The sequence below is a fragment of the Burkholderia dolosa genome, assembly GCF_902499135.1.
GTDB classification, from domain to species: Bacteria; Pseudomonadota; Gammaproteobacteria; order Burkholderiales; family Burkholderiaceae; genus Burkholderia; species Burkholderia dolosa.
Map to the genome: position 1 here is coordinate 1 of NZ_CABVPR010000024.1, position 21,679 is coordinate 21,679.

Genomic DNA, 21,679 nt, shown 5'->3' on the forward strand with positions numbered 1-21,679 from the left:
ACGCGCGTGCCGGTGCGCGGCGCCGTCGAGCCGCGCCGGCTGCCGGCCGACATCGCGACGCCCGGCGGCTACCGGCTCGCGATCGGGCCGCGCGGCGCGCTGATCGAAGGCTACGACCGCGCAGGCCTCTATTACGGCGTCCAGACGCTGTTCTCGCTGGTGCCGGCCGGCGGCGGCACGATTCCGGCGATGCTGATCGACGACGCGCCGCGCTTCGTGCATCGCGGGATGCACGTCGACCTCGCGCGCAACTTCAAGCACCCGGCGACGCTGCGGCGCCTGATCGATCAGATGAGCGCGTACAAGCTCAATCGCCTGCACCTGCATCTGTCCGACGACGAAGGCTGGCGCATCGAGATTCCGGGCCTGCCCGAGCTGACCGACGTCGGCGCACGGCGCTGCCACGATCCGAGCGAGACGCGCTGCCTGCTGCCGCAGCTCGGCTCCGGCCCGGACAACCGTTCCGGCGGCGGCTATCTGACGCGCGACGACTACGTCGCGCTCGTCCGCTACGCAGCCGACCGTTTCGTCGAAGTGATCCCGGAGATCGACATGCCCGCGCACGCGCGCGCGGCCGTCGTGTCGATGGAAGCGCGCTATCGGCGCCTGCACGCGGCGGGCCGCGAGCAGGAAGCGAACGCGTACCGGCTGCTCGATCCGCAGGACACGTCGAACCTGCTCACTGTGCAGTTCTACGATCGCCGCAGCGATCTGAATCCGTGCGTGCCGGGCGCGCTCAACTTCGCGACGAAGGTGATTCGCGAGATCGCGTCGATGCACGCGGACGCGCAAGTGCCGCTGCGCATCTGGCATTTCGGCGGCGACGAGGCGAAGAACATCCTGCTCGGCGGCGGCTTCCAGCCGTTGAACGGCACCGACCCGAACAAGGGGCGCATCGATCTCGCCGCACAGGACAAGCCGTGGGCGCGTTCGCCCGCGTGCACGGCGCTGCTTCAGCGCGGCGAGATCAAGTCGATCGACGAGCTGCCGACGCGTTTCGCGAAGCAGGTGAGCGCGATCGTTGCCGCGAACGGGATCGGCACGATGGCCGCGTGGCAGGACGGCATCAAGCACGCGAACGGACCGCAGGACTTCAGCACGCGCCGCGTGATGGTGTCGCTGTGGGACACGATCTTCTGGGGCGCGTCGGACAGCGCGCGCGATCTCGGCAACCGCGGCTATCTGACGGTGCTCGCGCTGCCCGACTACCTGTACTTCGACTTCCCGTACACGCTGAACCCGCGCGAACGCGGCTATTACTGGGGTTCGCAGGCGACGGACGAATACAAGGTGTTCTCGCTCGCGCCCGAGAATCTGCCGCAGAACGCCGAAGTGATCGGCGACCGCGACGGCAACGCATTCGAAGTGACGGGCACCGGCGCCGCGCCGCGCATCGAAGGGATCCAGGCGCAGGCGTGGGGCGAAGTGATGCGCAACGATACGTTCCTCGAATACATGGTGTATCCGCGGCTGCTCGCGCTTGCCGAGCGCGCGTGGCATCGCGCCGACTGGGAGCTGCCGTACACGGCCGGCGTGCGCTACAAGCGCGGCGACACGCACCATGTCGATACGGCCGCGCTGCAGCGCGACTGGGCCGGCTTCGCGACGCTGCTCAAGCAGCGCGAACTGCCGAAGCTCGACCGTGCGGGGATCGGCTACCGGAAGCCGACGTTCACGGTGACGGGCGAATGAACGGATGCCGGGCGGCGCGTCGCGCGCGGCCGCCCGGCCGTCTTTCGGCGTCGGCGCCGCGGCGGCGCGAGATTGTCGCGAAGCGCTTCGTCGTTTTCGCGTCGGATCGGAGCGCTCGCTCGAACGGCGCTCTTTCTGTCTTTGGCGATCGCACGTCGGCGCGGAACGGACGATAAAAAAACGGCTTGCGACGCATCGCAAGCCGTTGTCGTGTTGCGGGCCGCGCCGATCCGCGTCGCGGACGGCGCCGCTTCGTCGCGTCAGGCCGGCTGTGCGGCGGTGCCGCCGCCCGCCGACGGCAGACGCGCACCAAGCTGCTGCGCGTAGCGCGCGGCCGCGTTGCCGCACACGATGTGGAACGTGTCGGCCGACACCCACGCGACGTCCAGCGTGCCGAGCCGCTCGCGATCGACGGCCGACGGGTCGAGCACCACGACGCGCAGACGCGTGGCCGCGACCGCATCCAGCGACGCGACGTTGGTCGCGCCGCCGAACACCGCGAGCCAGCGCGTCGGCTCGGGATCGAGCGGGCCGGCGTCCGCGCCTGTGACCGGCTGCGCGGCGGCGGCCGGCGACGTTGCGGCTGCGCCCGCCGCGCCGCTGCCGATCGCGGAGCGCATCTCGTCGGCGATGATGTCGGCCTCGGGCCCGATGATCACCTGCACGCTGTTGCCGCCGCGCTTGAGCACGCCGCGCGCGCCGATCGACTTCAGTTCCGGCTCCGACACCTTCTCCGGATCGACGACGGTCAGGCGCAGGCGCGTCGTGCACGCGTCGACGACGGTCAGATTGCCCGCGCCGCCGAGCGCCGCGATGTAGCGCTGCGCGCGCGGCGCGGCAGCACCGGCCGCCGCGCCTGCCGGCGGCGCCACGAAGCCGCCCGCTGCGTACGACTGCGCTGCCGCATCGGCGGTTGCCGGCTCGCGGCCCGGCGTCGCCATGTTGAACTTGCGGATGAAGAAGCGGAACAGCGCGTAGTACGCGATGCCGTACGCGATGCCGAGCGGAATCGCGATCCAGCCCTTCGTCGACAGCCCGTAGTTCAGCACGTAGTCGATCGCGCCGGCCGAAAACGTGAAGCCGAGCTTCACGCCGAGAATCTGGCAGATCGCGAGCGACAGCCCGGTGAGCACCGCGTGGATCACGTACAGCACCGGCGCGAGGAACATGAAGCTGAATTCGATCGGCTCGGTCACGCCGGTCAGGAACGACGTGAGCGCCATCGAGAACAGCAGGCCGCCGACCATCGCGCGGCGCTCCTTCGGCGCTTCGTGCAGCATCGCGAGACACGCGGCCGGCAGACCGAACATCATGATCGGGAAGAAGCCGGCCATGAACGTGCCTGCGGTCGGGTCGCCCGCGAAGAAGCGATGCAGGTCGCCGTGCACGATCTCGCCGCCGGCGGGCGGCGTGAAGTTGCCGAACACGAACCATGCGAGCGAGTTGATGATGTGGTGCAGGCCGGTGACGAGCAGCAGCCGGTTCAGGAAGCCGAACACGAACGCCCCGATCGCGCCCGCCGTCGTCAGCCACTGCCCGGCCGCATCGATCGCGTGCTGGATCGGCTGCCATACGTATCCGAACACGATGCCGAGCACCACGCATGCGAGGCCAGTGATGATCGGCACGAACCGCTTGCCGCCGAAGAACGCGAGGTAGTCGGGCAGCTTGATGTCCTTGTAGCGGTTGTACAGCAGACCGGCCACGACGCCCGCGATGATCCCGGACAGCACGCCCATGTTCAGCTTCGGGTCGATGTCCTTCATGATCGCGGTTTCGATCAGATAGCCGATCGCGCCCGCGAGCGCCGCGACGCCGTTGTTGTCCTTCGCGAAGCCGACCGCGACGCCGATCGCGAACAGCAGCGGCAGGTTGTCGAAGATCGCGCCGCCGGCGTCGGCGATCATCTTGATGTTGAAGACGTCCGGTTGCCCGAGCCGCAGCAGGATGCCGGCAACCGGCAGCACCGCGATCGGCAGCATCAGCGCCCGGCCCAGGCTCTGTATCTTCAGAAACGGATTCCCGTCCATTCAGTCCTCCAATCCATGTCTCGTCGTTGACCTAATTGCTCTCGTAGTAAAACGGGCCGCGAACCCGTCGTCGACGCTCAGTCGAGCGGCCAGACCTCGCGGCTTGCTGCCCTTACCGCCTGCGCCGAGTCGAGTGCGAGCAGATCCTGCGCGCGCTGGCGACACAGCTGGTAATCGAGACGGCGCACGCGCGCCTTGATGCCCGGCACCGATACGGGATCGACCGACAGCTCGGTCACGCCGAGGCCGACGAGGATCGGCACCGCGAGCGGATCGCCGCCGAGCGCGCCGCACACGCCGACCCACTTGCCGTGCCGCTGCGCGCCGCGCACCGCGATGTCGATCAGGCGCAGCACGGCCGGATGCAGGCCGTCGGCCTGCGCGGCGAGATCGGCCTGGCAGCGGTCCATCGCGAGCGTGTACTGCGTGAGATCGTTGGTGCCGATCGACAGGAAATCCGCATGCTGCGCGAGCTGATCGGCGAGCAGCGCCGCGGACGGCACCTCGACCATCACGCCGACCTCGGCCGGCTCGGTGCGGCCCTGCGCGCGCGCGAATTCGTCGATGCGCTTCCTGATCCGCACGAGTTCGCCCGCGTCGGTGACCATCGGCAGCAGGATGCGCACCGCGCCGAACGGCTTCACCGCGAGCAGGCCCTGCAACTGGTCGTCGAGCAGATCCGGGCGCACCTGCGCGACGCGGATCCCGCGCAGGCCGAGCGCCGGGTTCGGCTCGGGCGGCAGCGTCAGATAGTCGACTTCCTTGTCGGCGCCGACGTCGAGCGTGCGGATGATCGCGGTGCGGCCCTGCAGCGCGTCGACGATCGACTGGTAGCTCTGCCGGTGCTCGGCGACGGTCGGTGCGGTCTGGCGATGGATGAACATCAGTTCGGTGCGCAGCAGGCCGACCGCGTCCGCGCCGTTGTCGACCGCGGTGTTCGCATCGTCGAGCGTCGCGATGTTCGCGGCGACTTCGATCGCGCGGCCGTCGACCGTAGTCGCGGCTTCGCCGGCCCGCTGCCGGTTCGCGTCGCGCACGCCGGCCAGCCGCTCGCGCTCCTGGCGCGCGCGCTCGACGTCGAGCGCGGTCGGCGCGTGCTCGAGGCGCCCCGCGCTCGCATCGACGACGACCTGCGTGCCGTCCGGAATCGCGTACAGCGCATCGCCGACCGCGACGAGCGCCGGGATGCCGAGCTGCCGCGCGATGATTGCCGCGTGCGACGTGGCGCCGCCGCGCGCCATCACGAGCGCGGTCACGCGTTGCCGATCGAGCGACGACAGATCGGACGGCGTGAATTCCTCGGCCGCGAGCACCGCCTCGCCCGGCAACGCGCGAGCCGCGCCGCTCGTGTGGCCGAGCGCGCGCAGCACGCGCTTGTCGATGTCGCGCAAGTCGGCCGCACGCTCGGCAAGCAGCGCGTCGTCGAGCTTCGACAGCGTGTCGATCTGCGCGCGGATCGTCTCGTGCCACGCGTAGCCGGCGCTCTTGCCGAGGCTGATCAGATCGCGTGCCGCGTCGACCAGCGTCGGATCCTCGAGCAGCACGCGATGCACCGCGAAGATGCCGGCTTCGCCGACCGCGCCGCGCGCCGACGCATTGCGCACCGTTTCGTCGAGCTCCGCATCGACCGCCTTCAGCGCGTGGTCGAGCCGGCGGCTTTCGACCGCGGGCGTGCCGGCCGCCTGCTCGGGCGGGACGATCGGCGCGTCGTCGAGCCGCACCAGCGTGCCGACCGCGATGCCGGGCGCCGCGCATACGCCGGCGAGCGTGTTCGGATCGAGCGCCGCGCCGTCGCGCGACGCGTCGCTGCGCACGCACGCGCGCGGCGCCGGCGAACGCAGCCGGGCCGGCTTTTCGTCGGCCTCGCCGTGCGCTTCGCGCAGCAGCTCGTTCGCGACCGCGTCGACGGCCTGCTGCGCGTGTGCGCCGCGCGCGACCAGCGCGACGGTCGCGCGCTCGCCGGCGCCGAGGCCGAGCAGGCCCACCACGCTTTCGATCGGCGCCTTGCGGCCGTCGAAATGCACTTCGACGTGCGCATCGAGCCCGCGCGCGGCTTCGCGCGCACGCGCGGCCGGCCGCGCATGCAGGCCGCCCGGCTGCGTCAGCACGATCTCGCGGCGCACTTCGTTCATCGCCGCGGCGCCGGCCTGCGCCGCGTGCGCCGCCGCTTCGCCCTTGCCGCGCAGCGTGAGCAGCGGCGTCTCGCCGGCGGTCGCGAAGCCGCTCGCGCGCTCGACGACATCGAACGCATCGGAATTCGCGATCGCGATCACCGATACGAGCGAATGTGCGCTGCGCGCGACCGCGTCCTGGTCGAATTCGATCAGCAGATCGCCCGCGTCGACGCGCGCGCCGGGCTCGACATGCGCGGTGAAGCCCTGCCCGTTCAGCTCGACCGTATCGATGCCGATGTGCAGCAGCACTTCCGCACCGTGCGGCGTCGTGATCGTCACCGCGTGCCCCGTGCGTGCGAGATGCGACACGATGCCCGCACACGGCGCGACGAGCGTGCCCGCAAGCGGGTCGATGCCGATGCCGTCGCCGAACATCCCGCCGGAGAACACCGGATCGGGGACGTCGGCCAGCGCAACGATCGGCCCCGTCAGCGGAGCAAGCAGAACGATCTGGTCGTGGGTGGGGCTCTTCAACTGGGACTCCTCGGCGCGTCTCATCGGCTGTCTCGGCTATCAGTGCGTTTCGGTGACTTTGTTCAGGTGGCGCGGCGTGTCGGGATTGCGGCCGCGCGCGACGGCGAGATCGGCTGCCATCACGTAGAACGAAAGAATGGCGGCGATCGGGTCGAGCGCCGGATGTTGGGACTGCGCGAGCGGCAGCGCGGTGCCGGGCACGCGCGGCGTGCCCGCGGGTGCGGCGACCAGCACGGCGGCGCCGCGTGCGCGCATGTCGTCGGCGAGCTGCAGCAGCCCGGCCTGCTCGGGGCCCGGCGGCGCGAACACGAGCAGCGGATAGTCGCGATCGATCAGCTCCATCGGGCCGTGACGGACTTCGGCGCTCGAGAACGCCTCGGCCTGGATGCCCGACGTCTCCTTCAGCTTCAGCGCGGCTTCCTGCGCGATCGCGAGGCCGAGGCCGCGGCCGATCACGATCATCCGCTCGACGCCCGACAACGCGGCGACGGCCGGCGACCAGTCGAGCCGGCTCGCTTGCGCGAGCACGTCGGGCAGCCCGCGCAGCGCGGTCATCAGCGCCGCGTCGCGCTGCCAGAACGCGACGATCTGCGCGGACAGCGACAGCATCGCGACGTAACTCTTCGTCGCGGCGACCGACAGCTCGGGGCCGGCCAGCAGCGGCAGCTGGTGTTCGCACGCGTCGGCGAGCGGCGACGGCAGCACGTTCACCGCGGCGACGGTGCGCGCGCCCGCTTCGCGCAGCGCGGCGATCGTATTGACGAGATCGGGACTCTTGCCGGACTGCGAGAACGCGATCGCGAGCTGATCCTGCACCTTCAGCGGCGCCTGCTGCAGCGTCGCGACCGACATCGGCAGCGACGCGACCGGCACGCCGAGGCGGCTCATCGTCAGGCTCGCGAAATAGCTCGCGGCGTGATCCGAGCTGCCGCGCGCGACCGTCAGCGCGACGGCCGGCGGATGGTCCATCAGTTGACCGGCGAGCGCTTCGACGCGCGCCGTATCGGCGAGCTGCGCGGCGACCACGTGGGCCGACTCGCGCGCTTCGTTAAGCATATTCGACAATCGATTCTCCTTCGACGTAGGTCGCGGTGAGGTTCAGGTCGCGGTCGAACACCACGAGGTCGGCCCACGCGCCGCGCTCGATGCGGCCGCGATCGGCGAGGCCGAGATAGTCGGCCGCATAGCGCGACATCCGGTTCGACACGTCGGCGATCGGCAGCCCGAGCGACACGAGATTGCGCAGCGCCTGATCCATCGTCAGCGTGCTGCCGGCGAGCGTGCCGTCGGCGAGGCGTACGCCGCCGAGACATTTCGTCACGTGCTGGCTGCCGAGCCGGTATTCGCCGTCGGGCATCCCGGTGGCCGACGTGCTGTCGGTCACGACGTACAGGCGCGGAATCGCGCGCAGCGCCGCCCGAATCGCGCCCGGATGCACGTGCAGCAGATCGGGAATGATTTCCGCGTATTCGGCATGCGCGAGCGCTGCGCCGACAAGGCCCGGATTGCGGTGATGCAGCGGCGACATCGCGTTGAACAGGTGCGTGAAGCCGCACGCGCCGTGCTTGAGCGCCGACACGGCGTCGTCGTAGGTCGCGAGCGAGTGGCCGAGCTGCACGCGTACGCCGCGCGCGGCCATCTCGCCGATAATCTCGATGTGGCCGGCGATTTCCGGCGCGAGCGTGACGACGCGGATCGGCGCGATCGACAGGTACTTCAGCACTTCGTCGAGTACGGCCGACACGGCCGCGTCGGGCTGCGCGCCGAGCTTGCCGGGGTTGATGTACGGCCCTTCGAGATGCACGCCGAGCACGCGCGCGCCGCCCGGCGTGCGTTCGCGCGCGGCGGTGCCGAGGTTCGCGACGACGTCCATCAGCTCGTCGCGCGGCGCGGTCATCGTCGTCGCGAGCAGGCTCGTCGTGCCGAACTGCGCGTGCGTGCGCGCGATCGTCTCGATCGCGTCGCCGCCTTCCATCACGTCGGCGCCGCCGCCGCCGTGCACGTGCAGGTCGATGAAGCCGGGCAGCACGTACGGCGCGTCGTTTCGAGCCGGATCGACGGGCGTGCCGTCGAGCACGGTGATGCGGCCGTTCTCGGTGGCGAGCGAGCCGTGAATCCAGCCGTCGGGGGTCAGGATGTTTCCAGTCAGCATGACGTTCTCTTGATGATCCGGTGACGCGGGCAGCCGCGTCGTGGGTTCCAGTGCGTTGCGTTTCGGTGCGCGCGTCGCGCGGGCAATCTCGCGCGTCAGCGTTTCAGTTCGGCGACGAAGTCGTAATAGTCGTCGCGGCAATACGTTTCGGTTACTTCGATCGCGCGCTGGTCGGCGCCGTAGCCGATCCGCGTGATCACGAGGAGCGCCGCGCCGGGCTTCACCGCCATCCATTTCGCGATCTCGCGCGTCGCGTTCACCGCGCGAAAGTGCTGCAGCGCGCGCACGACGTTCATGCCGCGCGCGTCGAGATAGTCGTACAGCGACGCGCCGAGCGTATGCGGATCGGGCACCACCGCGGCCGGCAGCGTCGAATGCTCGACGGCCATCACGATGCCGTCCGCGCGGCGCAATCGTTCGAGCCGCGCGACCGTCGCGCCCGGCGCGAGGCCGAGATGCGTGATCTCGTCGCGGCTCGCCGCGCGCAGCGTGCGCGACAGCCACACGGAATCGGGCGTGAAGCCGCGCTGCTGCATCTTCGCGGTGAAGCCGACGAGATGCGACAGCGGATCGGCGACGCGCGGCGTGATGAAGCTGCCCGCACCGCGTGCGCGCTTGATCAATCCCTGCTCGACGAGCAGCGCGAGCGCGCGGCGGGCCGTGATCCGCGACACGCCGACCGACACCGACAGCAGCCGCTCCGACGGCAGCGCCTCGCCGGCCTGCCATGCGCCGCCGTGAATCGCGCTCGCGAGATTGCGCGCGAGCTGCAGATAGAGCGGCGTGTCGGCGAGCGGATCGGGCGCGAGTTCGGACCAGCCGATTTCCATGTGCCTCCGGGTGTCGGACGACGACGTCGAGCCGTCGAAAGTGAACGCATTATATAACCACAATAATACCAGTCAACGAACTGGTATTAGACTGCACCGAACCCGCTGGAAGCCTTGCCGGGCAAGCGTTTTAGTCGCGGCAAAGCCTTTGTTTACAAAGCAGTGCCGGATAGGGATTTACCCGAGGTGGTATGCAGACGGGACGGGTCGTGCATCGGCTTTGCCGCGCGTTCGGCGCCGAAAATGAGACCAGAATAGAACCAATTCGGCCGACTGGTATGCATCGGCCGGCGGCGGCCGTCACTGAAATTCGCGGCTCCACGTATGCAGACCGCCGAGCATCGGCGTCAGATCCTCGAAATGCTGCGCGACGAGGTGGCGCACGTTGCTGACGACCTGCCACACGCCCGACGCCGCGAGCAGCCGCGAATCGAGCGTTTCGCGGCGCTGCCGGGCCAGCAGCTCGGGCCGCACGATCACGTTCACGCAGCCCGTTTCGTCCTCGAGCGTCATGAACAGCACGCCTTTCGCGGTGCCCGGCATTTGCCGCGCGATCACGATCCCGCACGCGCGCGCAAGCCGGCCGTTGGGACGATCGCGCAGCTCGGCCGCCGACGACAGCCGCTGCGCGCGCAGCGCGGGCCGCAGCAGCGCGACCGGGTGGCGATTCAGCGTCAGGCCCGTCGTGTGATAGTCGGCGAGGATGTCGTCGGCTTCGGACGGTGCGTCGAGCGCCGGTTGCTCCGCTTCGTCGATCGGCGCGACCGCGAGCAGATCGCGCTCCGGCACCGCGGCGACGGCCTGCCACAGTGCGTCGCGGCGATGACCGGCGAGCGTCTCGAGCGCGTTCGCGGCCGCGAGCGCTTCGAGATCGCGGCGCTCGAGCTGCGCGCGGCGCCCCAGCGTGTCGACGTTCTCGAACGGCCGCGTCGCGCGGGCGGCTTCGATGCGTCGCGCGGCCGCCTCGCCGAAGCCGCGCACGAGCGACAGGCCGAGCCGCACCGCGGGCTGGCCGTGCGGCGGCGGCTGGCCCGGCAGCGCTTCGAGCGACGTCTCCCAATTGCTTTTCGTGACATCGACCGGCAAGACCTGCACGCCGTGACGCCGCGCGTCCTGCACGAGTTGCGCGGGCGCATAGAAACCCATCGGCTGGCTGTTCAGCAGCGCGGCGAGGAAGATCGCCGGTTCGTGGCATTTGAGCCAGCTGCTCGCATACGCGAGCTTCGCGAAGCTCGCCGCGTGGCTTTCGGGAAAGCCGTATTCGCCGAAGCCTTTGATCTGCTCGAAGATCTGCTCGGCGAATTCGCGCGTGTAGCCGCGCTCGAGCATCCCGTCGACGATCTTGTCGTGATACTTGCCGAGATCGCCCTTGCGCTTCCATGCGGCCATCGCGCGACGCAGTGCATCGGCCTCGTCCGGCGTGAAACCCGCGGCGACGATCGCGATCTGCATCACCTGCTCCTGGAAGATCGGCACGCCGAGCGTACGTTCGAGCACCTTCCTGAGCGCCTCGTTCGGATACGTGACCTCGCCCTCTTCTTCGCCGGCCATGATCCTGCGCCGCTTCAGATACGGATGCACGGCTCCGCCCTGGATCGGCCCCGGCCGCACGATCGACACCTGGATCACCAGATCGTAGTATTCGCGCGGCTTCAATCGCGGCAGCATCGACATCTGCGCACGCGATTCGATCTGGAACACGCCGACCGTGTCCGCGCGGCAGATCATGTCGTACGTGTTGTTGTCTTCCTGCGGGATGTGCTGGAAGCCGAACGGCTTTCCATCCGGCCGAGGTCCGCGCCATTCCGTCACCATGTCGAACGCACGATGCAGCGCCGACAGCATCCCGAGCGCGAGCACGTCGACCTTCATCAGCCCGAGCGCTTCGAGATCGTCCTTGTCCCACTGGATCACGCGCCGCCCGTCCATCGCCGCGTTCTCCACCGGCACGAGCCGCGTGAGCTTGCCGCGGCTGATCACGAAGCCGCCCGAATGCTGCGACAGATGGCGCGGAAAGTTGAGCAGCCGCGCGGCGAGTTCGGCCCATGCGTTGATCAGCGGCGTAGACGGGTCGAGCCCGACCATCGCGAACTGCTGCAGCAGATCGCGGCTGCCGTCGAACCAGCGATGTCCCTTCGCGACACGATCGACCAGCATCGGATCGACGCCGAGCGCCTTGCCGACTTCGCGCAGCACGCCGCGCGGGCGGTACGTCGATACGGCAGCGGCGATTGCGGCGCGTTCCTTCCCGTATTTTTTGTAGATGTGCTGGATCACTTCTTCGCGGCGCTGATGCTCGAAGTCGACGTCGATGTCGGGCGGCTCGCCGCGCTTCTCGCTGATGAACCGCTCGAACAGCATCGTGCTCTGGTCGGGATTCACTTCGGTGATGCCGAGGCAATAGCAGACGACCGAATTCGCCGCCGAACCGCGCCCCTGGCACAGGATGTTCTGGCTGCGCGCGTATTTGACGATGTCGTAGACGGTCAGGAAGAACGGTTCGTATTCCAGCTTCGCGATCAGCGCGAGTTCATACCGGATCTGCTTCGCCACTTTCTCCGGCACACCATTTCGATAGCGTCTGAATACACCTGCCCACGTCTCTTGTCGCAGATAACTGGTCGGCGTGTGTCCGCGCGGAATGATCTCGTGCGGGTATTCATACTTCAGATCTTCAAGTGAAAAGTCGCAGTCGTCGAGAATCGCACACGTCTGCGCAATCTCCTCCGGCGAAAACAGCTTGGCGATCCGGTTGCGCCCGCGCAGATGCTGCTCCGCATTCGACGCGAGCGCATACCCGCATTCCGGCACCGGCATCCCGAGCCGGATCGCCGTCATCACGTCCTGCAGCGGCTTGCACGAGCGCTTGTGCATCGTCACGTCGCCGAGCGCGACGACCTGCACGCCGCGCCGCTTGCCGGCCGCGCGAATCTCGTCGGCTTGCACGCCGTCGAGCGCGCGCTGCAACTGCACGAGCCCGAGCCGCGCGCGCTCGCCGAACGTCGCGCGAAACCACGCGACCTGCGCGTCGAGCACATCGGCGCGGACCGGATACGTCGGCACGAGAATCGCGAAGCAGTCGCGCATGCCGCGCAGATGTGCGACTGCTTCGGGCGGCCTCGACAGCATGCGCGGCGTCAGCTTGTACGTGCCCTTCGGCGCGTTCATCCGCAGCCATGAGATCAGTTCGGACAGGTTGCCGTAGCCTTCGCGGTTCTGTGCGAGCAGTACGAGCCCGAACGCGCCGGGGCCCGGATCGTAACCGGGTGCGACTTCGTCCGGCGTGACCTCGAAGTACGAACCGATGATCAGCGGCAGCCCTTTCGCCTTGGCCGCGACATGCATGCGCGGCGCGCCCGCGAGCGAGCATTCGTCGGTGATCGCCATCCCGCGATAACCGAGGTCGACCGCGCGCTCGACCAGTTCCTCCGCATGCGACGCGCCGTGCAGGAACGAGAAGTTCGAACGGCAGAACAGTTCCGCGTAATCGGGCAGCGACCTGGATTCCGCAACCATCGCTGCTCACCCGAACAGGCCGTGCAGAAACCAGTGCGGATTCGCCTGACTGCTCATCCGCTCCTTGAATACCCAGTAGCACGCACCGGCTTCGTCCTGCGCAACCTGGTAATCGCGCGCAACCGTCTGGCCGTCGAACCACCCGGCCTCGATTCGCTCCGGCGACGACATCATCCGCAGCTGCGTATGGAACACCGGCCGGTTCTCGCGCACCAGCAGCGGCAACGGCTCCGCCAGCAGCCACGCGGGACGCGGCGACACCGCCGGCGGCACGCCCGGCGGCTTGCCGGCCTGGGCATCGAGCGGCAGCCAGCGGTTCGCCGCCTCGGGCCGATGATCGGCTGCCGGCACCGCGCGCAGCACGTTCTCCGCGCCGAGCCGCGCGATCAGCAGTTCGCACAGCCGCGCACGCGTCTCTTTCGTGCCGCCCGGCTCGGGGAAAAGATCGTCGGGCGGCGGCGCGACCGATTCGACGCGCGTGGCCTTCAGCGTCACCGCGATCACCGCGGCCGGCAACTCCACGCGCGCAAGCCGTTCGCCGAGCAGCCGCATGAAATGCGCTTCGTCGCGCACGGGCGTCGCGAACGCGAGTTCGAGCGGCGTCGGCGGCACGGCCTGACGGCCGCGCTCGTGCTCGAGCCCGAACGTCATCGCGGCCAGCGACAGCTGTCGCGCAGCGAGCCAGCCGCACAACTGCACCACGAGCCGCCGCGCGGCGAACAGCACGGCTTCTGCATATTCGACACGCTCCGGCAATTCGAGCCGCACGTCGAACACCGGCGGCACCGGCATCCACGCGATCGGCTCGACCGCATCGCCGTACGCACGATCGAGCGCGGCGAGCAGCGCGGGACCGCAGCGGCGCTGCAGCCCCGCGCGCGGCAGCCTGCGCAGATCGGCAAGCGTGCGGCAGCCGAGGCCGTCGAACCAGCCCGCATGCGCGCGCGCATCGCGCAGCAGCCCGCAAGGCAGCCCGTCGAGCGCGCGAACGAACGACGCATGACCGATGACGCGCCGACGAACGCGTGCGCGCGCCGACACGCGCGCGAGCAGCCACGCGCCGCCCGCGGTGGGCGCGGCCGACACGCGCGCCGCATAGCCGAGTGCCGCGAGCGTCGCGCGCACCTGGCGGCACAGCGACGGCAAGCCGCCGAACAGGCGCAGGCTCGGGCCGACGTCGACGATGAGCGTCGCTTCGTCGTCGAGCGCAACGCACGGCGAGAAGCGCAGCAGCGCGAGCGCGACTGCGCGCAGCGCATCGGCCTCGCGCGCCGGATCGCGTTCGACGAGATGCGTGTCGGGCGCGAGCGTCAGCACGCCGCCGCGCTTCATGCCCGCGCATACGCCCTGCCGGCGCGCGGCCGCATCGGCGATCAGCACGACGCCCTGCTCGAGCACCGCACAGCCGGCGCCGCCCGCGTCAGACGGCGGCGCGGCGCACACGTCGAGCGGCAGGCGCGGCAGATGGATGCCGAGCAAGACGCGCATAGCGGCTCTCCACGATGGGTGACGGCAAATCGAGTTCGAGCGGCTCGCTGCGCGCGGGCCCGCGGCGCTTGACGATGTCGAGCGACACGCCGCCCGGCACCGGATACAGCGCAATGCGCAGCACGGCCGGCGACGGCTGCCGCGCAACCTGCAGCGGACGCAGCATCACGAACAGCGTGTCGCCGGTGCGTGCGGCCGCGAGATGCAGGCGCCGCAGCGCATCGGGCCGCGCGTCCTGCCACAGCAGTAGCGCGCCGCAGCAGCCGGCCTTCAGCGCCTGCTCGGCGGCCCACAACGCGTCGGCCCGGCTGCCGGCGCGCAGCCACAGCAGCGCATCGGTCGGCACGCCGAGACCGGCCAGCGCGTTCGCATGCGGCACCTGCGGCGGCGCGACGAGTGCGAGCGGCCGCCGCGCGCTGACGGTGCGTGCGAGCGCGGGTGCGAGCAGCCGCATCTCGCCGCAGCCCGGCTGTGCGGCGAGCAGCTCGACGAGCCCGCCGACCGGCCAGCCGCCGCCCGGCAGTTCGGCGGACAGCGGCGCGAAGCCCGTGTCGATCGTGCGCGGACCGCCGCGCGCGAGCTGCGAGCCGCGCCACAGCGACGGATGAAGGGTTTCGGGAGACAGGGATGAAGCGGACATCATGCGGCTCAATGCTGTATGGATATACAGTATAGAGGAGCGCAGCGGGCGCTGTCAGGCCCAACAAAAAGGGACATGAAGACGGAGGTTCGGGAGGCCCGCAGGCGACCGCACACGGAGCGGCGAGCGCTCGGCCGCCCGTCGCCCAACGCGTCGGCGACGGCTGGCCGCTCCCGGACGTGACGTCGCGCGTGCCCGATTCCGGCCGCCGCCTTCTCCCCGCCGATACGAAACGGGCCGCCCGATCGACGCGGAACGACGATCCGCGCCGCACGGACGGCCCGCTCACGCGGCCGGCGACTCAGCCCAGCAGCAGCGCGTCGTCGTCGAGCTGCTCGTGCCGCACCTTCTCGAACATCTGCAGCAGGTCCGGCACGTCGAGCCCGCGGCGCGCGTCGCCCGACACGTCGAGCACGACCTGCCCCTGATGCAGCATCACCGTGCGGTCGCCGTAATCGAGCGCCTGCCGCATGCTGTGCGTGACCATCATCGTCGTCAGCTTGCTGTCGGCGACGATGCGCGCGGTCAGCTCCAGCACGAACGCGGCCGTCTTCGGGTCGAGCGCGGCCGTGTGCTCGTCGAGCAGCAGGATCCGCGACGGCCGCAGCGATGCCATCAGCAGGCTCACCGCCTGCCGCTGGCCGCCGGACAGCAGTCCGATCCGGTCGGTCAGCCGGTTCTCGAGGCCGAGGTTCAGCAGGCGCAGCTTGTCGCGGAACAGTTCGCGCGACGGACGATCGAGCGCCGCGCGAAACCCGCGCCGCACGCCGCGCGCCATCGCGAGCGCCATGTTCTCCTCGATCGTCAGCGCTTCGCAGGTGCCGGCCATCGGATCCTGGAACACGCGCGCGACGAGATGCGCGCGATCCCACGCCGGCTGGCGCGTGACGTCGGTGCCGTCGATCGCGATGCGCCCCGCATCGACGCGCTGGTCGCCACTGATCGCGTTCAGGAACGTCGACTTGCCGGCGCCGTTCGAGCCGATCACCGCGACGAACTGGCCGTCGGGAATCTCGAGCGACAGCCCGCGCAGCGCGCGCGTCTCGATCGGCGTGCCGGGGTTGAACGTGAGCTTCAGGTCTTGTGCGGACAACATGTCAGGCCCCTCCGTTCTTGCGCGCGAACAGCTTCTTGCGCGTCGCCGGCAGCACCAGCGCGATCGTGACGAGCGCGGCCGTCACGAGGTTCAGATCCTGCGCCTTCAGGCCGATGAATTCGCTGTTCAGCGCGAGCGCGATGAAGAAGCGGTAGACGATCGCGCCGAGCACGACCGCGAGCGTCGTCAGCACGAGCCGGCGCGCGGGCAGCAGCGTTTCGCCGATGATCACCGCCGCCAGCCCGATCACGATCGTGCCGATCCCCATCGAGATGTCGGCGCCGCCTTGCGTCTGCGCGAACAGCGCGCCGGCGAGCGCGACGAGCGCGTTCGACAGCGCCATCCCGGCGAGCGTCGCCCGGCCCGTCGCGATGCCCTGCGCGCGCGCCATCCGCGGATTCGCGCCGGTCGCGCGCATCGCGAGGCCGAGCTGCGACGAGAAGAACCAGTCGAGCCCGAGCTTCGCGACCACGACGACGATCGCGAGCAGCGCCGGACGCAGCACGTAGTCGGGCAGCCAGTCGGGCTGCAGCACGGTGAACAGCGTCGGCTCGGTGATCAGCGGCACGTTCGGCCGCCCCATGATCCGCAGGTTCACCGAATAGAGCGCGATCATCATCAGGATGCTCGCGAGCAGATCCATGATCTTCAGGCGCACGTTCAGCCAGCCGGTGACGAAGCCCGCGACGGCGCCCGCGACGATCGCGAGCGCGGTCGCGGAGAACGGGTCGTAACCGGCGGAGATCAGCGTCGCGGCGACGGCGCCGCCGAGCGGAAAGCTGCCGTCGACGGTCAGATCGGGGAAGTTGAGGATGCGAAACGAAATCAGCACCCCGAGGGCGACGAGACTGAAGATCAGCCCGATCTCCAGCGCACCCAGAAACGAGAACAGAGACATGATGGGGAAATCCTGTTGCCTCCCGGCCGGACGTGTACGGCCAGGGCGAAAACGAACGGGCGTCGCCGGGTAGGCGCGCCCGTCCGGCGGTTTCGATCGGGCCCGGATCGGGCCTGCCGGCGCGGCGACGAGCGTGCCGCGGCTTACTTGATGACCGTCTTCGCTTCCTTCACGAGATCCGGCGCCAGCGTGACGCCCTGCTTCGCGGCCGCGCCGGTGTTCACGAACAGTTCGAGGTTGCTGCTCGTCTCCGACGCGATCGCGCCCGGCTTCTCGCCCTTCAGGATTCGCGCGACGATCTTGCCGGTCTGCCGGCCGAGGTCGCCGTAGTTGATGCCGAGCGCCGCGATGCCGCCGCGCTTCACGCTGTCGGTGTCGCCGGCGACGAGCGGGATCTTCGCCTCGTTCGCGACCTTCACGAGCGCCTCGTACGCGGACACGACGTTGTTGTCGGTATTCGTGTAGATCACGTCGACCTTGCCGATCAGGCTCTTCGCGGCCGGACCGATGTCGACCGTGCGCGGCGCGGCCGCTTCCTTGAGCGTCATTCCCTGCTTCGCGAGCAGTTCCTTCAGCTCCTTCACGACGACGACCGAATTCGCTTCGCCCGGGTTGTAGACCATGCCGACCGTCTTCGCGTTCGGGACGACGCGCTTGATCAGCGCGACTTGCCGATCGAGCGGCAGCTTGTCCGACACGCCGGTCACGTTCGTGCCCGACGGGCCCCAGCCCTTCACGAGCTGCGCGGCGACCGGATCGGTCACGCCCGAATAGACGACCGGCACGCTCTTCGTCGCCGCGACCACCGCCTGTGCGGCCGGCGTCGCGATCGCGACGATCACGTCGGGCCGGTCGCCGACGAACTTGCGTGCGATCTGCGCGGCCGTGCCGGTGTTGCCCTGCGCGCTCTGGTATTCCCACTTGAGCTTGTCGTCGCCATAGCCTTGCGCCTTCAGCTCGGCGCGCACGCCGTCGCGGATCGCGTCGAGCGCCGGATGGTCGACGATCGACAGTACCTTGACCGTCTGCGCATGCGCGGCGGCGGCCAGCGCGAGTGCGGCCACGCCGGTCGTGATCGAACGGATTGCGAGAGTCTTGAAACGCTTCATGGGTGAGTCTCCCCCGTATTGTGTCGGTTCTGGATGATGGATTCCCGCCGCCGTCGCGCGAGCGTCGGCGCGCATGCGTCACTGCGCAACCGGCTCGCGTGCGCGCCCCGGGGAGGTGCGCTGCGGCGAACGCACGAGGATACCATTTCCGCAGACCACCGCCTGACTGCGCGCTTTCGCGCACCGCGCCGGCGGCCGTGCCGGACATGCGCGCCGGCGCGCCTGCAACGCCCGACCCGCGGCGCTCGCGCCGGCTTCGGCCGCAACGCGCCGGCCGCGCGCGCCGCTTTACGCTATGCTGTCGGCCGGCTCATACCACGCGACCGGAGGGCACATGAAACGGGCGATCCGTGCGGCTGCATTCGCGGGCGTCGCGCTGGCGCTGACGTCGCCGCGTGCGGCGTTCGCGCTGACCGACGGCGATGCGCAATACGACCAGTGCATGCTGCAGGCACTGCGCGAAAGCCGCAACGGCGCAGCGGCACAACTGATCCAGCGTTCGTGCGACGCGCTGTACCGCAACAACGCGATGCTGCTGCCGCGCGAGCGGCGCTACCACGAGTGCGTCGTGCAGTCGTTGCCCGGCGTGCGCGACAACTACGCGATTCAGCAGATCATGGCGATCTGCTCGAGGCGCGGCGAGATGTGAGCGTGATACCAACGCCGCCGGCCGCTCGGCGGTTTCGCTCGTGAAACGGGCCTGCGCGATGCAGGCCCTTTCGTTTCGGCGGCGTTTCAGCGGCGTTTCAGTGGCGTTTCGGCGAAGCGCCGTGCAGCAGTCGGGCGTCGGGCCGTTGGCGCATCCGGCGACGTGCCAGCCTGCAACCGCACGAAAAAAAGGCCTGCACGCATGCAGGCCTTCGTTCGGTCGACGGACCGCGTTCAGAACGACGCGACCATCGAGCCTTTGAACTGCTTCTTGATGAATTCCTTCACTTCCGGCGACTGATACGCCTTCACCAGCTTCTTCACCCACGGCTGGTCCTTGTCCTTCGTACGCACGGCGATCAGGTTCGCGTACGGGCTCGTCAGCGATTCGAGTGCGATCGCATCCTTCGTCGGCTGCAGGTTCGCGGCGAGCGCGTAGTTCGTGTTGATCACCGCTGCGTCGACGTCCGGCAGCACGCGCGGCAGCTGCGCGGCATCGAGTTCGGAGATCTTCAGCTTCTTCGGGTTCTCGGCGATGTCGAGCACCGTCGCGTTGTTGCCGCCCGTGCCGGCGCCCGCCTTCAGCTTGATCACGCCTTGCGTCTGCAGGAGCAGCAGCGCGCGGTTCTCGTTCGACGGATCGTTCGGCACCGCGACCTTCGCACCTTGCGGCAGATCCTTCAGCGACTTGAACTTCTTCGAATACACGCCGATCGGCGAAATGTAGGTCAGGCCCGCGCTGACGATCTTGTAGCCGCGCTGCTTGACCTGGCTGTCGAGGTACGGCTGGTGCTGGAAGCTGTTCGCGTCGAGGTCGCCCGCGTCGAGCGCCGCGTTCGGCTGCACGTAGTCGTTGAACTCGACGACCTTCACGTCCAGGCCTTCCTTCTCCTTCGCAACCTTCTGCACGACGTGCCACACTTCCGCATCCGGGCCGGCGACCGTACCGACCTTGATCACCTTGTCGTCGGCGTGCGCGCCCGCCGACAGCGTCAGCGCGGCACCGGCGGCCAGCACGGAAAATACTTTCAGGAGACTGCGACGCTTCATCTGTTTCTCGCTTTCTTGCTAACTGGAAAAGGGGCGCGATACGGGTATGCCCCGACTCGCAGGAAGGGGCAAATGGTGTCACAGGATCGGCGGGAAGTGAAATACATCCCGCTCATATGGGTATGCACCGCGACGGTGCCGGCGTAGCGCGGCCGGGCGCCCGCGCACCGGCCGCGTCATCTGCAGCTGCGCCTCATGCGACCGCCGCTTCGCCGGCCGCCCGCGTGTCGAACGCCGGCTCGGCCGACCGTCGCGCTGGCTTGCGCGGCGGCGCGCCGTCCGCGTCGGCGAGCCGGAACGCGCCGACCGCGTCGCGCAGCCGCGCGGCCTGTTCCTGCAGCGACGCGGCCGCCGCCGCGGCTTCCTCGACCAGCGCCGCATTCTGCTGCGTGACCTGGTCCATTTGCGTGACCGCGCGCCCGACCTGCGTAATGCCGCTCGCCTGCTCCTCGGATGCCGCCGCGATCTCGCCCATGATGTCGGTCACGCGCGCGACGGCCTGCAGGATCTCGCCCATCGTCGTGCCGGCCTGGCCGACGAGCGTCGAGCCGTTGCGCACGCGTTCGACCGAGTCGACGATCAGCTCGCGGATCTCCTTCGCGGCCGTCGCGCTGCGCTGCGCGAGCGAGCGCACCTCGCCGGCGACCACCGCGAAGCCGCGCCCCTGCTCGCCCGCACGCGCAGCCTCGACCGCCGCGTTCAGCGCGAGGATGTTGGTCTGGAACGCGATCCCTTCGATCACGCCGATGATGTCGGCGATCCTGCGCGAACTGTCGTCGATCTCGCCCATCGTGCCGATCACGCGGTTCACGACGTCGTGGCCGGCGCGCGCGATCTCCGATGCGTTGTTCGCGAGCCCGCTCGCCTGACGCGCGTTGTCCGCGTTCTGCTTCACCGTCGCGGTCAGCTGCTCCATGCTCGCGGCCGTTTCCTCGAGCGACGCGGCCTGCTCCTCGGTACGCTGCGACAGGTCGTCGTTGCCGGACGCGATCTCGCGGCTCGCCGACGCGATCGCTTCGGCGGACTGCCGGATCCCGCCGAGCGTCGCCTGCAGGCGCGCCTGCATGTCGCGCATCGCCGCCATCATGCTGGTGCGATCGCCGGCGCGCACCGGCACCGGCTGCGTGAGGTCGCCGTGCGCGATACGCAGCGCGAGCGCCGCCGCTTCGTCCGGTTCGCCGCCGAGGCTGCCGCGTACGTTGCGGATGATCACGAGCATCGCAGCGCTGATCACGAAGCCGATCACGAGCACGACCGCGAGATGGCCGAACAGCGTCCGGTAATAGACGGTATCGATGTCCTTCAGGAACACGCCGCTCGAGATGTTCCAGTCCCACGGCGCGAAGCGCGTGACGTAGCTGATCTTCGGCACCGCGGTCTCGCTGTGCGGCAGCCGCCCGCGATATTCGGCGAAGCCGCTGCCGGTCGCCTTCGCCGCGTTCAGGATCGTCACGAACAGCGGCTTGCCGTCCGGATCGAGATAGTCGCCGACCTGCGTGCCGACGAGCTTGGGCAGCGTCGGATGCATCAGCACGACGGGCTTCGAATCCATCACGAATACGTAGCCGGAATCGCCGTAGCGCATCGCGGACAGCGCCGCCAGCGCGTCGCGCTTCGCGTCGGCTTCCGACAGCGTGCCGGCCTGTGCGAGCGCCTGGTACGCGTTCACGATGCCGGCCGCCGATTCGACGAGATTCGCGATGCCTTCCTTGCGTTCGGCGAGCATCGTCGCGCGGGTCTCGTACGCGCTCCACGCGCCGACGCCGAGAAGGCCGATCCATACCAGCGCAAGCGCGAGCCACAGCTTGCGGTTCAAACTCATTCTGCTCATCTGCGTGCCTCAGTCGAAATCGATGCTCGCGATGCGCGCGAGTCGCCTGCC

15 protein-coding genes are annotated in these 21,679 nt (G+C 69.3%); 2 read left to right on the forward strand and 13 right to left on the reverse strand.

The features are described 5' to 3' along the window. On the forward strand, positions 1–1,692 hold a 1,692-nt coding region (locus tag BUB20358_RS12985; RefSeq protein ID WP_174905076.1), incomplete at its 5' end, for a family 20 glycosylhydrolase. Between the two features lie 260 nt (positions 1,693–1,952). Here BUB20358_RS12985 and nagE read toward each other — a convergent pair. From nagE to BUB20358_RS13040, 11 genes are all read right to left on the reverse strand, one after another. After that, positions 1,953–3,722, reverse strand: coding sequence for an N-acetylglucosamine-specific PTS transporter subunit IIBC (nagE, locus tag BUB20358_RS12990; RefSeq protein ID WP_035971690.1), 1,770 nt, complete (start codon positions 3,720–3,722; stop codon positions 1,953–1,955). A 77-nt stretch (positions 3,723–3,799) separates the two neighbouring features. Continuing rightward, positions 3,800–6,394 carry a phosphoenolpyruvate--protein phosphotransferase gene (ptsP, locus tag BUB20358_RS12995; RefSeq protein ID WP_035971689.1) on the reverse strand — a complete coding sequence of 865 codons (2,595 nt, stop codon included), beginning with the start codon at positions 6,392–6,394 and terminating at the stop codon, positions 3,800–3,802. Positions 6,395–6,409: 15 nt separating this feature from the next. Further along, positions 6,410–7,426: an SIS domain-containing protein gene (locus BUB20358_RS13000; RefSeq protein ID WP_035971687.1), complete on the reverse strand. Its 1,017-nt coding sequence runs from the start codon at positions 7,424–7,426 to the stop codon at positions 6,410–6,412. Continuing rightward, positions 7,419–8,522, reverse strand: a complete 1,104-nt coding sequence (gene nagA, locus BUB20358_RS13005; RefSeq protein ID WP_035971685.1) for an N-acetylglucosamine-6-phosphate deacetylase — start codon at positions 8,520–8,522, stop codon at positions 7,419–7,421. The genes BUB20358_RS13000 and nagA overlap by 8 nt, the downstream gene beginning before the upstream one ends. Before the next feature lie 95 nt (positions 8,523–8,617). Then, positions 8,618–9,352, reverse strand: coding sequence for a GntR family transcriptional regulator (locus BUB20358_RS13010; RefSeq protein WP_006763344.1), 735 nt, complete (start codon positions 9,350–9,352; stop codon positions 8,618–8,620). A gap of 300 nt (positions 9,353–9,652) precedes the next feature. Further along, complete coding sequence (locus tag BUB20358_RS13015; protein ID WP_035971683.1) at positions 9,653–12,868, reverse strand: error-prone DNA polymerase; 3,216 nt, start codon at positions 12,866–12,868, stop codon at positions 9,653–9,655. A gap of 6 nt (positions 12,869–12,874) precedes the next feature. Further along, complete coding sequence (locus BUB20358_RS13020) at positions 12,875–14,356, reverse strand: Y-family DNA polymerase (RefSeq protein WP_035971682.1); 1,482 nt, start codon at positions 14,354–14,356, stop codon at positions 12,875–12,877. Then, positions 14,289–14,996 (reverse strand): translesion DNA synthesis-associated protein ImuA, encoded by a 708-nt coding sequence (gene imuA / locus BUB20358_RS13025; protein ID WP_035973265.1) that lies wholly within the window; start codon positions 14,994–14,996, stop codon positions 14,289–14,291. The genes BUB20358_RS13020 and imuA overlap by 68 nt, the downstream gene beginning before the upstream one ends. Before the next feature lie 301 nt (positions 14,997–15,297). Further along, the gene (locus BUB20358_RS13030; protein ID WP_035971680.1) at positions 15,298–16,092 is read right to left on the reverse strand and encodes an ABC transporter ATP-binding protein; all 795 of its coding nucleotides are present in this window, start codon (positions 16,090–16,092) and stop codon (positions 15,298–15,300) included. Between the two features lies 1 nt (position 16,093). Then, positions 16,094–16,990: an ABC transporter permease gene (locus BUB20358_RS13035; RefSeq protein WP_006763341.1), complete on the reverse strand. Its 897-nt coding sequence runs from the start codon at positions 16,988–16,990 to the stop codon at positions 16,094–16,096. A 143-nt stretch (positions 16,991–17,133) separates the two neighbouring features. Next, a complete protein-coding gene (locus tag BUB20358_RS13040) occupies positions 17,134–18,099 on the reverse strand; it encodes an ABC transporter substrate-binding protein (protein WP_035971678.1) in 966 nt (321 codons plus the stop codon). A 334-nt stretch (positions 18,100–18,433) separates the two neighbouring features. Here BUB20358_RS13040 and BUB20358_RS13045 point away from each other — a divergent pair, with 334 nt between their 5' ends. Then, on the forward strand, positions 18,434–18,748 hold the full coding sequence (locus BUB20358_RS13045; RefSeq protein ID WP_035973263.1) for a VF_A0006 family four-cysteine protein: 315 nt from the start codon (positions 18,434–18,436) through the stop codon (positions 18,746–18,748). Between the two features lie 233 nt (positions 18,749–18,981). Here the strand turns inward: BUB20358_RS13045 and BUB20358_RS13050 are convergent, their stop codons facing one another. Together BUB20358_RS13050 and BUB20358_RS13055 are read right to left on the reverse strand one after the other, a co-directional pair. After that, positions 18,982–19,797, reverse strand: a complete 816-nt coding sequence (locus BUB20358_RS13050; protein WP_035971675.1) for a MetQ/NlpA family ABC transporter substrate-binding protein — start codon at positions 19,795–19,797, stop codon at positions 18,982–18,984. A 193-nt stretch (positions 19,798–19,990) separates the two neighbouring features. Next, entirely contained in the window at positions 19,991–21,628 is a 1,638-nt protein-coding gene (locus tag BUB20358_RS13055) for a methyl-accepting chemotaxis protein (RefSeq protein WP_035971674.1), read from the reverse strand. Positions 21,629–21,679 lie beyond the last annotated feature (51 nt).

What these genes read in the sequence shown, in the direction of transcription:
- BUB20358_RS13050 (WP_035971675.1), bottom strand. Translation starts at nt 19,797, where the DNA reads ATGAAGCGTCGCAGTCTCCTGAAAGTATTTTCCGTGCTGGCCGCCGGT.
- BUB20358_RS13030 (WP_035971680.1), bottom strand. Translation starts at nt 16,092, where the DNA reads ATGTTGTCCGCACAAGACCTGAAGCTCACGTTCAACCCCGGCACGCCG.
- BUB20358_RS13040 (WP_035971678.1), bottom strand. Translation starts at nt 18,099, where the DNA reads ATGAAGCGTTTCAAGACTCTCGCAATCCGTTCGATCACGACCGGCGTG.
- BUB20358_RS13045 (WP_035973263.1), top strand. Translation starts at nt 18,434, where the DNA reads ATGAAACGGGCGATCCGTGCGGCTGCATTCGCGGGCGTCGCGCTGGCG.
- BUB20358_RS13015 (WP_035971683.1), bottom strand. Translation starts at nt 12,868, where the DNA reads ATGGTTGCGGAATCCAGGTCGCTGCCCGATTACGCGGAACTGTTCTGC.
- BUB20358_RS13000 (WP_035971687.1), bottom strand. Translation starts at nt 7,426, where the DNA reads ATGCTTAACGAAGCGCGCGAGTCGGCCCACGTGGTCGCCGCGCAGCTC.
- nagE (WP_035971690.1), bottom strand. Translation starts at nt 3,722, where the DNA reads ATGGACGGGAATCCGTTTCTGAAGATACAGAGCCTGGGCCGGGCGCTG.
- nagA (WP_035971685.1), bottom strand. Translation starts at nt 8,522, where the DNA reads ATGCTGACTGGAAACATCCTGACCCCCGACGGCTGGATTCACGGCTCG.
- BUB20358_RS13020 (WP_035971682.1), bottom strand. Translation starts at nt 14,356, where the DNA reads ATGCGCGTCTTGCTCGGCATCCATCTGCCGCGCCTGCCGCTCGACGTG.
- imuA (WP_035973265.1), bottom strand. Translation starts at nt 14,996, where the DNA reads ATGTCCGCTTCATCCCTGTCTCCCGAAACCCTTCATCCGTCGCTGTGG.
- BUB20358_RS13055 (WP_035971674.1), bottom strand. Translation starts at nt 21,628, where the DNA reads ATGAGCAGAATGAGTTTGAACCGCAAGCTGTGGCTCGCGCTTGCGCTG.
- BUB20358_RS13035 (WP_006763341.1), bottom strand. Translation starts at nt 16,990, where the DNA reads ATGTCTCTGTTCTCGTTTCTGGGTGCGCTGGAGATCGGGCTGATCTTC.
- BUB20358_RS13010 (WP_006763344.1), bottom strand. Translation starts at nt 9,352, where the DNA reads ATGGAAATCGGCTGGTCCGAACTCGCGCCCGATCCGCTCGCCGACACG.
- ptsP (WP_035971689.1), bottom strand. Translation starts at nt 6,394, where the DNA reads ATGAGACGCGCCGAGGAGTCCCAGTTGAAGAGCCCCACCCACGACCAG.